The sequence below is a fragment of the Lentilactobacillus kribbianus genome, from assembly GCF_013184075.1.
GTDB classification, from domain to species: Bacteria; Bacillota; Bacilli; order Lactobacillales; family Lactobacillaceae; genus Lentilactobacillus; species Lentilactobacillus kribbianus.
This window is the reverse complement of sequence record NZ_JABEQQ010000002.1, coordinates 504277-516541: the sequence shown is the minus strand read 5'-3', so window position 1 is coordinate 516541 and position 12265 is coordinate 504277. Positions and strand designations below refer to the sequence as shown.

Annotated in this window: 16 protein-coding genes and 1 other annotated feature; of the genes, 13 read left to right on the top strand and 3 right to left on the bottom strand. The window is 36.2% G+C overall.

Annotated features, from left to right (window positions below; genetic code table 11):
* Positions 1–10 precede the first annotated feature (10 nt).
* The 7 genes from HII32_RS07350 to rpmF all read left to right on the top strand — a co-directional run bounded on the left by HII32_RS07350 (position 11) and on the right by rpmF (position 4352).
* Positions 11–655 (top strand): nicotinate-nucleotide adenylyltransferase, encoded by a 645-nt coding sequence (locus HII32_RS07350; RefSeq protein ID WP_172189877.1) that lies wholly within the window; start codon positions 11–13, stop codon positions 653–655.
* Entirely contained in the window at positions 642–1247 is a 606-nt protein-coding gene (gene yqeK / locus HII32_RS07345) for a bis(5'-nucleosyl)-tetraphosphatase (symmetrical) YqeK (protein WP_172189875.1), read from the top strand. The genes HII32_RS07350 and yqeK overlap by 14 nt, the downstream gene beginning before the upstream one ends.
* An 11-nt stretch (positions 1248–1258) precedes the next feature.
* On the top strand, positions 1259–1612 hold the full coding sequence (gene rsfS / locus HII32_RS07340) for a ribosome silencing factor (RefSeq protein WP_172189873.1): 354 nt from the start codon (positions 1259–1261) through the stop codon (positions 1610–1612).
* Entirely contained in the window at positions 1612–2352 is a 741-nt protein-coding gene (locus HII32_RS07335) for a class I SAM-dependent DNA methyltransferase (RefSeq protein WP_172189863.1), read from the top strand. The genes rsfS and HII32_RS07335 overlap by 1 nt, the downstream gene beginning before the upstream one ends.
* Positions 2349–3485, top strand: coding sequence for a nucleotidyltransferase (locus HII32_RS07330; protein WP_172190068.1), 1137 nt, complete (start codon positions 2349–2351; stop codon positions 3483–3485). Before HII32_RS07335 ends, HII32_RS07330 begins: the two co-directional genes overlap by 4 nt.
* Positions 3486–3619: 134 nt before the next feature.
* Positions 3620–4126, top strand: a complete 507-nt coding sequence (locus HII32_RS07325; RefSeq protein ID WP_246224882.1) for a YceD family protein — start codon at positions 3620–3622, stop codon at positions 4124–4126.
* 49 nt (positions 4127–4175) lie between these two features.
* Entirely contained in the window at positions 4176–4352 is a 177-nt protein-coding gene (gene rpmF / locus HII32_RS07320; protein ID WP_172189859.1) for a 50S ribosomal protein L32, read from the top strand.
* Between the two features lie 78 nt (positions 4353–4430).
* On the opposite strand, the gene adhP is transcribed toward rpmF, so the two are convergent.
* Positions 4431–5447, bottom strand: coding sequence for an alcohol dehydrogenase AdhP (gene adhP / locus HII32_RS07315; protein WP_172189857.1), 1017 nt, complete (start codon positions 5445–5447; stop codon positions 4431–4433).
* A 191-nt stretch (positions 5448–5638) separates the two neighbouring features.
* Here adhP and HII32_RS07310 point away from each other — a divergent pair, with 191 nt between their 5' ends.
* Together HII32_RS07310 and HII32_RS07305 are read left to right on the top strand one after the other, a co-directional pair.
* Positions 5639–6325: a response regulator transcription factor gene (locus HII32_RS07310; protein WP_172189855.1), complete on the top strand. Its 687-nt coding sequence runs from the start codon at positions 5639–5641 to the stop codon at positions 6323–6325.
* Positions 6322–7806 (top strand): HAMP domain-containing sensor histidine kinase, encoded by a 1485-nt coding sequence (locus HII32_RS07305; protein ID WP_172189853.1) that lies wholly within the window; start codon positions 6322–6324, stop codon positions 7804–7806. The genes HII32_RS07310 and HII32_RS07305 overlap by 4 nt, the downstream gene beginning before the upstream one ends.
* A gap of 40 nt (positions 7807–7846) precedes the next feature.
* On the opposite strand, the gene yidC is transcribed toward HII32_RS07305, so the two are convergent.
* Together yidC and HII32_RS07295 are read right to left on the bottom strand one after the other, a co-directional pair.
* A complete protein-coding gene (gene yidC, locus HII32_RS07300) occupies positions 7847–8794 on the bottom strand; it encodes a membrane protein insertase YidC (RefSeq protein ID WP_172189851.1) in 948 nt (315 codons plus the stop codon).
* Positions 8795–8886: 92 nt separating this feature from the next.
* Positions 8887–9165 (bottom strand): acylphosphatase, encoded by a 279-nt coding sequence (locus tag HII32_RS07295; RefSeq protein WP_172189849.1) that lies wholly within the window; start codon positions 9163–9165, stop codon positions 8887–8889.
* A gap of 34 nt (positions 9166–9199) precedes the next feature.
* Between HII32_RS07295 and HII32_RS07290 the strand changes: the two genes are divergently transcribed.
* From HII32_RS07290 to pheS, 4 genes are all read left to right on the top strand, one after another.
* Positions 9200–9973 (top strand): TrmH family RNA methyltransferase, encoded by a 774-nt coding sequence (locus tag HII32_RS07290; RefSeq protein WP_172190066.1) that lies wholly within the window; start codon positions 9200–9202, stop codon positions 9971–9973.
* 68 nt (positions 9974–10041) lie between these two features.
* Positions 10042–10527: an HD domain-containing protein gene (locus HII32_RS07285; protein ID WP_172189847.1), complete on the top strand. Its 486-nt coding sequence runs from the start codon at positions 10042–10044 to the stop codon at positions 10525–10527.
* 13 nt (positions 10528–10540) lie between these two features.
* Positions 10541–10906 carry a winged helix-turn-helix transcriptional regulator gene (locus HII32_RS07280; protein ID WP_425483277.1) on the top strand — a complete coding sequence of 122 codons (366 nt, stop codon included), beginning with the start codon at positions 10541–10543 and terminating at the stop codon, positions 10904–10906.
* Between the two features lie 39 nt (positions 10907–10945).
* Positions 10946–11165, top strand: a binding site (T-box leader).
* A 47-nt stretch (positions 11166–11212) separates the two neighbouring features.
* Positions 11213–12259 (top strand): phenylalanine--tRNA ligase subunit alpha, encoded by a 1047-nt coding sequence (pheS, locus tag HII32_RS07275; RefSeq protein ID WP_172189843.1) that lies wholly within the window; start codon positions 11213–11215, stop codon positions 12257–12259.
* Positions 12260–12265 lie beyond the last annotated feature (6 nt).

Genomic DNA, 12265 nt, shown 5'->3' with positions numbered 1-12265 from the left:
AGACTTAGCAATGGTAAAAACTGTTCAAACGGCAACCGTAACTAAAACTAAACCTTTAGTGGCTGCTGTTCAAACTAACAAACGAAAGAAAATTGGTATTTTAGGTGGTACTTTTAACCCGATTCATAATGGTCATCTAATCATTGCTGAACAGGTATTAAACCAATTAGGACTTGATGAAATTAGATTTATGCCTGATTTTATTCCACCACATGTGGATCAAAAATTAGCGTTACCTGCCAAAGAACGAGTTGCAATGATCCACGCAGCTATCAATGATAATCCGCTATTTTCTATTGAATTAGCAGAAATTATTCGTGGCGGTATTAGCTATACAGTAGATACCATTAAAAATTTACGACAACAACATCCGGAAAATGAATATTATTTTATCATTGGTGGCGATATGGTTGAATATTTGCCTAAATGGCACCAAATTGATCAATTAATTAAGTTGGTTCGATTTGTTGGCGTAAAACGAGAAGGTTACCCAGTCCAATCACCTTATCCTATTATCTGGGTGGATGTCCCTTATATTGGTATTTCATCCACATTAATTAGAAGTAAGATTAGACACCACCAATCAATTCGTTATTTAGTACCAGAAGCAGTGCGAGCATATATAAAGGAGCATCATTTATATGACCATTCATAAGATTGAATATTCAGGTCGATATACTGATTTAAGTCATGATCAATTAGTTCAAAAATTAAAAGAAACTTTGACTACCAGTAGATTTGAACACGTATTGCGAGTAGAGCAAACTGCAGTAGATTTGGCTCAACAATACGGAGCAAATATTGAAAAGGCCAGTATTGCCGGCCTAGTTCATGATTATGCCAAACAGCGACCTGATGATGATTTTATTGCCGTAATTAAACAATATCGTCTACCATCAGAGTTACTGAACTATGGTAATGCTATTTGGCATGGTGTTGTTGGTTGGATTTTTGTGAAAAATGAATTAGGAATTGATGACTTGGATATTTTGCATGCTGTTCAATATCACACCGTAGGTCATCAATATATGAATCAATTGGCTCAGATTATTTATATGGCAGATTATATTGAACCGGGACGTGATTTTCCGGGAGTAACTGAGGCCAGAGAAATTACTCATCAGTCATTGGCTGAAGGGGTAGCTTATCAGACTCAACAAACGCTTAAATATTTAGTTGAAAACAGGAAACCCGTTTATCCCCAAACAATTGTTACTTACAATGCTTGGGTGCCAAAACGAAATTAAAAGGAGTACGTATGGATACCAAAAATATTGCTAAAATTGCAGTTCAAGCTGCTGATAGTAAACGTGGTGAAGATATCGTTGTTTTAGATATGGAACCCGTTAGCTTAATGGCAGATTATTTTGTTATTATCGACGCTAATTCTAATCGACAAGTTAAAGCCATTGCCGATGAGGTAAGTGATCAATTAGCTGAAAATAACGTTGAAGTTTATCAAGTGTCTGGAAGAGATAAAGCCGATTGGATTTTAATTGATGCTGGCGAAGTTATTATTCATGTCTTCCAAAAAGAAACTCGTGAATTTTATAATATTGAAAAATTGTGGTCTGATGCACCAATGTTAAACATCACTGACTGGGTTGACTAATGATTTATCAAGAATTTGCTCAGTTTTACGATGATTTATTTGAGCCAACTATGTATGATCGCTGGGCGCAATATGCGATTGAACGATTTCCTAAAGCAGGCAAAATTTTAGATTTAGCCTGTGGAACTGGTCGTTTAGTAGTTTTATTAACCCAGGCTGGATTTGATGTTACTGGAAGTGATATCTCTGAAGATATGTTGGCTTTGGCAAGCGACCATTTAATTGAAGCCGAACTACAACCCAATCTAGTTCAAGCAGATATGAGAGATTTAAGTGAATTCACTACGTATGATGGAATTTCGTGTTTTGATGACTCGTTATGTTATTTATTAAAAACTAGCGATTTAGTTCAAACGTTTCAAGAAGTCTATCATCATCTCAAGCCAGGTGGTAAATTCTTATTTGATGTGATTTCACCGTATCAAACTGACGTGGTTTATCCTGGTTATATGTATAATTATCAAGATGATGATCGGGCTTTTTTGTGGACTAGTTTTGCCGGGGAGTTTGCTCCTCATTCAGTAGAACATGAGTTGAGTTTTTTTCAATATAACGCTACTAAGCAGGCCTTTGAACGGTATGAAGAGTTACACCAAGAGCGAACCTATACTGTAGAAGATTATCGACAATTTTTACTTAGAAGTGGTTTTACTGATGTAAAAGTAACCACCGATTTTGGTAAAGAACCATTTCAAAATAACGTTAAGCGGTGGTTCTTTGAGTGTGTTAAGGAGGGATAAGTGTGAAAGCCGTTGCGATTGTGGCGGAATATAATCCTTTTCATAACGGTCATTTGTACCAATTAACGCAAGCTAAGCAGCAGACTCAAGCAGATGTTGTGATTGCTTTAATGAGTGGTAATTGGATGCAACGTGGAGAACCAGCAATTTTTGATAAGTGGCAACGGGCTCGAACAGCTTTAAGTCATGGAATAGATTTAGTAGTGGAACTCCCTTTTGCTACGGCTGTTCAACCGGCTAATTTATTTGCGATGGGAGCAGTGCGTTTAGCATCAGAGCTAAACGCATCTTACTTATCGTTTGGTGCGGAAAATCCCACAATGGATTATCAGACTTTAATTGATCATCAACCGGATGCAATCGTTTTTCGTAGATTTGATCAAACTTATGCCACTTTATATCAGCAATTTTTAAATGAATCTACGGGCATTAAGTTGAATCAACCTAATGATATTTTGGCTTATAGTTACGCTAATGCTAATCATCAATTGGGTAATCCAATTCAATTAGTACCCATTCAGCGATTGGGGAGTCAGCATAACGATCAAGATTTAAATATCAATCGCCAAATTAGTAGTGCGACTGCCATTAGAAAAACGATTATCAAGCAACAGTTGCAGCTATTGGATCTAACAGTACCCAAAGCAACACTGGAATTAATAAAAGATAATCAACCACTGAACTGGACGCAATTTTGGCCATTACTCAGGTATGAATTGGTGGAAACACCAATTAACGAACTCCATCAAATTTATCAAATGACAGAAGGCATTGAATATCGGTTAAAAAAAGCGGCCGAAAAAGCGACGTCTTTTGATGAATTTGTACATTTGGTTAAAACCAAACGTTATACCTATGCGAGAATTAGACGCCTATGTGTATATGTTTTAACGCATGCTTATGATACTGAAGTTAAAAAGGCAACTGATTATGCTCGTATTTTAGGGTTCACAGCTACTGGTCAACGTTATTTGAATCAAGTAAAAAAAGAGATTGCAATTCCGATGATCACTAAGATGACGGATGATCTTAGTCGTGGTATGATGGCTCTTGATTATCGAGCGGGAATGTTGATTCAATTAATTAATAATCAACCGCAAGATTTTTATCAACGACCAATTATGATAAAATAATTTACCAAATGACTATCAAGGAAAACACCTTGACAAGCATTTGGAGAGTAAGTATAATTAAGCGTGTTGCATTGGAGGAATTTAAAGTGAAACTGTCTTTTAAAGAGCTTGAGGATTACTCCAGCAGCAATCCTTTGCAAATTAATGAATTAATTGATTTAAAGGATACATTACGAACTCGTTTTCCTGATGAAATTTTAGATGCCTCACAAATTCAATTAACTGGAACTGCCTTTACCAATAAAGGTGATGTCATCTTGGATTTGCGAGTGAATGGGACTGTTACAGTACCATCTACGCGGTCATTAGAGCCAGTTGAGTTACCACTTGACTTTATGATTGATGAAATCTATGTTTTAACACAAGCAGCAGAGGAACGTTATGATGAAACTGAAGCGGTCTTTATTGTAGAAAATGGCGTGATTGACGTTAACAATACAGTCGCTGAAAATATCGTCTTACAAATTCCAATGAGCGTCTTGTCTTCAGACGAAGCTGCCGGCAAAAATATGCCGAAGGGAAATGATTGGGAGGTTCTTTCTGCTGAAGAATTCGAACAACGAAAAGAAGACAATAAAAAAGTTGATCCACGTTTAGCTAAGTTATCAGAGTTATTTAATGATGAAGATAATGATGACTAAACATAAAATTTCACTAGTGGATATTTTATAAAAAGAGGAGGGGTTTGAATTGGCTACACCAGCACGTCGAACTTCAAAAACGAAGAAACGTTTACGTCGTACCAATATCAAGTTGGATACACCAAATTTGAGTGCATGTCCAAATTGTGGCGAACTACGTGTATCACACAAAGTTTGTCCTAGTTGCGGTTACTACGATGGCCGTCAGGTTATGAACGTTAAGTAATTTAACGCAAAATAAAAACCGTTAGAACACCATGGATTCTAACGGTTTTTTATTTTGTGTTTTTTTAGTTGTTAGGAATTATTTAGTAAAATCTACAACCATTCGACCAACGATTTTACCAGCTTTCATTTCATCGATGATATCATTGATCTCATCAAGGCGTCTAGTTTGAACAATTGGTTTAACTTTTTTCTCTGCACCAAATTGGAAAGTTTCAGCTAAATCTTGACGAGTACCAACTAGAGATCCTGCTACTTGAATGCCATCTAAAACCGTTTTAGCAATATTTAATGACATATCACCTTCGGGTAAGGCTACGGCAACTAATTTGCCATCTGGACGTAAAGCATTAATAGAAGTAGTAAAAGCATCAGTAGAAACAGCAGTGACTTGAGCGTTATGCACGCCACCAACTTTGGCCTGAATTTGTTCGGCAACATCTGGATCATGACGGTTAATCATGACTTCAGCACCGTTTTCAGCGGCAGCGGTTAATTTGTCTTTGTTACCATCAACAGCAACTACATGCGCACCAAAGACATTATGAGCAAACTGAATAGCTAGGTTTCCTAGACCACCAGCACCAACAACTTCTACCCATTGGCCAGGTCTGGTTTCACCAACTTTAAGGGCTTTATACATAGTGACACCAGCACAAGTTAATGAAGTAGCTTCTATTGGATCAAGTTCTTCAGGAACTTTAACGGCATAATTAGCGTCGACAATAACCTCTTCTGCCATGGCGCCATCAACAGTATAACCAGAGTTTTTAACATTGCGGCAAAGTGTTTCACGACCAGTATTGCAATATTCACAATGACCACAGCCACTGTAGAACCAAGCGATTGAAACCCGATCTCCAATTTCAAGGTTGGTAACGTCATCAGCGACCTCAATTACTCGACCAACGCCTTCATGTCCAATAATTCTACCAGGCACTTTACCAAAGTCACCAGCGGCAACGTGAAGATCTGTGTGACATAAACCACAATATTCAACTTTTACTAATGCTTCTCCGTGGGTAATAGGGCGGAGTTCAACATCTTTAATATCTACATATCCATCAACGGAATCTCTTACTACTGCTGCTTTCATCAAAAATACCTCTCTCATAAAAAGAATTATGTAACGGTTACATTAAAACACAACCAAACTATCTATTCAAGTGAAATATTGAACAATTCGTTAATCTTAATTTATGAAAAATATCTTAGTTATTTTTATGTTAAAATTAGTAGCATGAATGCAATAACGATTTTATAAAAATGGTGGGAGAAAGATAATAAATGAGTCGAATTTTAATCATTGAAGACGAAAAAAATTTAGCCAGATTTGTGGAACTAGAATTACAACACGAAGGCTACACTACTCAAGTAGAATTAGACGGTCGAACTGGATTAGATGCCGCCATTAACGGTGATTTTGATGTGATTTTACTAGATTTAATGTTACCAGAATTAAATGGACTAGAAGTTGCGAGAAGACTGCGAGAGATTAAAAATACACCGATTATTATGATGACTGCGAGAGATTCAGTTATTGATCGGGTATCTGGCTTTGATCACGGTGCCGATGACTATATTGTGAAACCGTTCGCCATTGAAGAACTATTAGCTCGTATTCGGGCGTTATTACGCCGAATTGATATTGAAAATAATCTCAAAACAGATGCTGATAATATCGTTAAGTTTAAAGATTTAGTTATTGAAAAAGATGGCAGAATTGTCCGCCGTGGGGATCAAGTTATTAATTTAACCAAACGTGAATATGAATTGTTATTAATTTTAATGGAAAATATTGATGTAGTATTGTCCAGAGAAACCTTGTTAGCAAAAGTTTGGGGATATGAGTCCACTGCGGAAACGAATGTGGTTGACGTCTATATTCGTTATTTAAGAAATAAAATCGATCGAAAAGATGAAGCTAGTTACATTCAGACAGTTAGAGGAACGGGGTACGTGATGCGTTCATGAGTAAAAAAAGTAAATTTTCGTTGCATCCAGTATCTCTGAAAGAAAAGTGGGCTTTAGCTACGGCTTTAGGTGTGTTGTTTATTGTTACTTTATTTTCAATAGTGATTATTTATCGTTTTAATCATTTATTGTTAAAACAACAACAAAATCAAGTAGCTGATACTATCAGTATGGTTCAACGACGGGTAGCACCGAATAATAAGTTAACTACCGAAAATATTGATCAAACTTTGCAGTTTGCTACCAGTGGTAAGCGTGAGGCTAGAAATAATTATGATGACAGTTTTGCCAGAGAGTTAGCTCAAAATCATACAACGTTAACTATTTATAATCAGCAAAAACAAGAGGTCTTTAGATCTAAGTATGATGTTCATTTGGGATTTAAGGATGCTACCAAATTAACATTTAAGCGGCAAACGAAAAAAGGCCAGAATTTTTTGGTTGGACGACAAGCATTAGTTAATCAAAAAGGGGTCAAAATTGGTTATATTCAAGTGACTAATTCATTGGCAGAATATAACCGAATTTCACGACAGATGACAACTATTACTACGGTTTTAATTGTTTTAGCAATTATTTTAGCAGCTATCGTTGGTTATTCACTAGCCGCTTGGCTATTGCGACCTATTAATGATATTCGTGATACGGTTAATGAAGTTAAGGAACATCCGGATAAGAATGTTAGGGTTCCCATCATTAAAAGTCATGATGAATTGGCTACGCTGGGTTCTTTAGTTAATAGTATGCTGGACCAAATGCATCGTTATATGGATCAACAACAACAATTCGTTGAAGATGTTTCTCATGAATTACGTACACCGGTGGCGGTAATTCAAGGACACATGGAGATGCTGCTTCGTTGGGGAAAAGATGATCCTAAAATTTTGGATGAATCCTTAAAAGCTTCATTACAAGAGACCAAACGGATGCAAAGTTTAGTCACGGAAATGCTCGATTTATCGCGAGCTGAACAAATTGAAATTAATTATTCAGAAGAAGTTACTAACGTTAATGAGGTAGTTCATCAGGTTTATAATGATTTTAAGATGATTCATCCAGATTTTACGATTCGATTAGATGATGATACTTATTCCGAAGTATTTGTCAAAATTTATCGTAATCATTTAGAGCAAGTATTAATTATTTTATTAGATAACGCGGTTAAATACTCTGAAACTAGAAACGAGATTCATATTTCTTTATCTCAAACCACTTCCACCGTCAATATTGCAGTGCAAGATTTTGGCGAAGGAATTTCTGCTGAAAATTTACAAAAAGTATTCGATCGCTTTTACCGGGTAGATAAAGCCAGAAGTCGTGATAAGGGTGGTAATGGTTTAGGCTTATCCATTGCTAATCGATTGGTTACTGCTTATCATGGTAAAATTGCCATCGAAAGTTCGTTGGGATATGGTTCGATTTTTCAAATTCAATTACCAGAATATAAAGTTCATCAAGTTGATGAATATAATAATTACTAATAAAAAAAGATTGAAACCCTTGCGGTTTCAATCTTTTTATTTAATCACGGTGAGATTTTCGTTGTTGCTTTCCAGCATTGCGATTACGATTTTTATTATTCTCGTGGCTTGAATTGTTTTCTTGAATTGATTGAATAGTTGAATCAGTATCGGCTTCAACTTTTTCTATATTTTCTTCAACCACTTCACTAACTGGCTTTATGGTTTGCTTCATTTCCTTTTCAACTTCGCGACGAATTTTAGGCCGGTAAAGATTGATAATTAATGTTTGCAAACAAGCGAATAGGCCACCAATAAAGAAGTAAAGACCCAATCCGGCTGGAGCTGACATTGTAATAAACAAAATCATGATTGGACTCATTAACATCATTGCTCCCATTTGCTTTTTTTGAGCTTTGGGAGTGCCTAGCATAGTTAAGTAGGCTTGTAACAAATAGGACAGACCAGCTAAAATAGCCAAAACAAAGCTCGATTGTCCCAAACGAATACCCATAAACATCGTATGAGATAGTTCAGGCGAATATTTGATAGCGGCATATAGTGCAGCGAAAATTGGCAATTGAATAATTAAGGTCCAGCAGCCAATTCCACCCGTCATTGAAATATTATTTTGACGATAAAGGGCCATCATTTCTGCGCCAACTGCACTTTGTTCTTCTGGCGTTTTAGCGCTTTTTTGCTTAGCCTGTAACTTTCGTAATTGTGGTTGAATTAATTGCATTTTTTCTTGTTGAATAGTTGAATTTTTCATTTGATTAACCATCAACGGTAGTAAAATCATTCGCACAATTACAGTTAAAACAATGATTGCCCAACCATAACTACCAACATATTGAGCGATAAATTCCATAAAATTTTGAGCTGGTTTGGCCAAATAATCATAGACAAAACCATAAGGATGTCCGTTTTTAGTGCGGACACAACCACTTAGAACAAGAGCCATTCCACCTAATAAAGATAGAGTAAAATTGCGTTTTATTTTTTTCATAAAAAGCGCCTTTCTGCCAATTAAATAAATAGTAAACAAAAATAATTTTACTCGATATTGGTATCCTTTTCAATTTAAACTGAAATAAGTTATTAATATTTAACACCAAATTCATTAAACGACTGAAAGGGTATATAATTAGAAGAGAAATGCGTTACTCTTCCTAGTGGTGCTGGATCATCTTTAATAATTTGAATAAACTGATTTAACTGGGGATCTTTGCCACTAGCAATGATTTTAACCGAGCCATCACTTTGGTTGGCGACCCAACCTGTAATATCTAAACGGCGGGCTGCTTTAGTAGTATAATAACGAAAACCAACCCCTTGAACTAAACCATCAACATGAATTTCAACTGTTTTATCTACCATAATATTTACCTCAAATAGGAGTTTTTTAATGAATATCGAAAAAATTACATCTAATCAAAATAATCATGTCAAAAAATGGAAAAAAATGCAATCAAAGAAGGGACGTAAAGAAAACCAACTTTATATGTTGGAAGGTTGGCATTTAGTTAATGAGGCTATTATGGCCAATGAAGCCGTAACTGAAATTATGGTCACTGATACTAATGATTTAGAACAACTCAATTGGGATCAGTTAAGCAATCAGGTTAAAATTTATTTAATTACTTCCGAGATTGCCCGTCACATTTCAGAAACTCAGACACCCCAAGGAATTTTTGCGACCGTTAAATTACCAGAGTTTAATGATGAATTACCATTTAATTTACACGGAAGCTGGGTTCTCTTAGATGGCCTGCAAGATCCAGGTAACGTTGGAACCATTGTGCGAACGGCTGATGCTGCGGGAGTCAGTGGTGTGGTTTTTGGGACTGGTACTGTTGATTTATATAATCCAAAAGTAGTGCGTTCCATGCAAGGCAGTCAATTTCACTTAAATATCTATGAAGGTGATTTAAAACGATGGCTACAGGCGTTTAATGAACAACAAGTACCAACATTTGGTACTGAATTAAATCCGCAGGCGGTGGCATATAATCAAGTTACTAGCCCAGGTGAATTTGCATTAGTATTGGGCAATGAAGGTAACGGAGCCAGTCAAGAAGTATTAAGGTTAACTTCACAAAATCTTTATATTCCAATGAAAGGTCGGGCCGAGTCATTAAATGTTGCGATTGCGGGCGGAATTTTAATGTTTTATTTGCAAAATTAACGAATTAAAAAGTTGCTATTCAAATGGAATCCTAGTAAGATACGGGTAGAAAATATGAGGGGTAATATATGACAAAAGATGAATGGAAAAATGATTCTGAATACGTTGCTTTAGTTTCTGATCTTTTGAAGTCTGAGATTGTCCAAAAATTGGAAAATTACACACAACATCATAATTCAACTCGACTAGACCATAGTTTAGCAGTTTCTTATGATAGTTACCGTATTGCCAAGGCGCATCATTTAGACTATCGGGCAGTAGCTCGTGCCGGGTTACTCCATGATTTGTTCTATTATGATTGGCGTACCACTAAATTTGACTTAGGCTCTCATGCGTTTATCCACCCACGAGTGGCGTTGCGAAATGCCGAAAAAATCACTAATTTATCTGCTAAGGAACGTGATATTATTTTGAAACATATGTGGGGCTTAACTACGGCCCGTCCTAAATATCGGGAAAGTATGATTGTTTCTTTGGTTGATGATTATGAAGCAGTTAGTGAATTTTTCCGCCCACTAAAAAATAAAATTCAAGCAGTTATTAAGGCGTTATAATAAAAAAGGAGATATGACTATGGCAACAGAAGCCTCAACTATGGAACAAGCATTAAGTGATTACTATTTGTGTCCCAAGTTTGAAAAAACTTTTTCGTTTTTAGGTAAAAAATGGAATGGTTTAATTATTGATGTGTTACTACAAGAGGGGACTTTACGTTTCCGTGAAATTGCTCGTCAAGTTGTTAAATGCAGTGACCGTGTATTAGTAGAACGACTACGTGAACTAGAAGATGATGGTGTAGTCAACCGTAAAAGTTACCCTAATTCCTCATTAGTTGAATATTCACTGACTGAACAAGGTAAGGAATTAGCACCAATTATGGCGGCAATTCATTCTTGGTCTGAAAAATGGTATCCAGTTGATTGTAATGATTAACTTGACCATTTTTTTATTTTAGATTATTATTTTAAAAGTAACTAGACATCCAGGATTAGTAGGCAAATTGACTTGTTTAAAGAGATCCCCGTAGTTAGTGAAAATAGGGAATCAAGTTCTTGTTGAATTCACCTGGTTAGTCGCTTAATGGGAGTTAGTTTACTAACGAAAATTTGGCCGGTAAATCACCGTTATAGATCTTAAGTGTAGACTTTTTATGGTCTAAATTAGGGTGGTACCGCGTTGCTTCGTCCCTTTCTGGGATGAGGCTTTTTTTGTGTATTAAAATAAGAAGGGAAGAAAATTATGTCTTTAAAAGAAGATTTGACCCAGATTAAAGATCAAGGTTTAGCTGAAATTGCAGCAACCGATGATTTAAAAGCTTTAAATGATATTCGAGTAAGTTTATTAGGGAAAAAAGGACCAATCACCACTGCTTTACGCGGTATTCGTGATTTGTCACCAGAAGAACGTCCTCAAGTTGGTAGTTATGCTAATACCATCAGAGATGAACTTACTACGGAAATCGATGCTCGTAAGCAAGCGATTGAAGCCAAAGAATTAGCTCAAAAATTAGCTAATGAAACCATTGATGTCACTTTACCTGGTAATCAGGTTCGTCAAGGACAACCGCATGTTATTCAACAAATTATTGATGAAGTTGTTGATCTTTTTATTAGAATGGGTTACCAAGTATTGGTTGGACCCGAGGTTGAAGAAGATAAGTATAACTTTGAGATGATGAACTTGCCAAAGGATCATCCAGCTCGTGATATGCAAGATACTTTTTATTTAACTGATGATATTTTAATGCGTACTCAAACTTCTCCGATGCAGGCTCGAACCTTAGAAAAACATAATTTTGAAGACGGCGGCTTGAAAATGATTTCACCAGGAATTGTTTATCGTCGTGATACTGATGATCCTACTCATTCTCATCAATTCCACCAAATCGAAGGTCTGGTGGTTGATAAAAATATCACCATGTCTGATTTAAAAGGTACTTTAGCTACCATGATTCATGAAATCTTTGGCACCAAATTTAATTATCGTTTACGTCCTAGCTATTTCCCATTTACTGAACCCTCTGTTGAAGTGGATGTTACTTGTTTTAATTGTATGGGTAAAGGCTGTGATGTTTGCAAGCACACTGGCTGGATTGAAGTATTAGGAGCCGGTATGGTACATCCTAATGTCCTCAAAATGGCTGGAGTGGATAGTGATCAATTTGGTGGCTTTGCATTTGGGATTGGACCAGATCGTTTTGCTATGTTGAAGTATGGTGTTAGCGATATCCGTGACTTTTACTTAGACGATGTTCGCTTCTTAAATCAATTTGACCGGAGGGGCTAATAAATA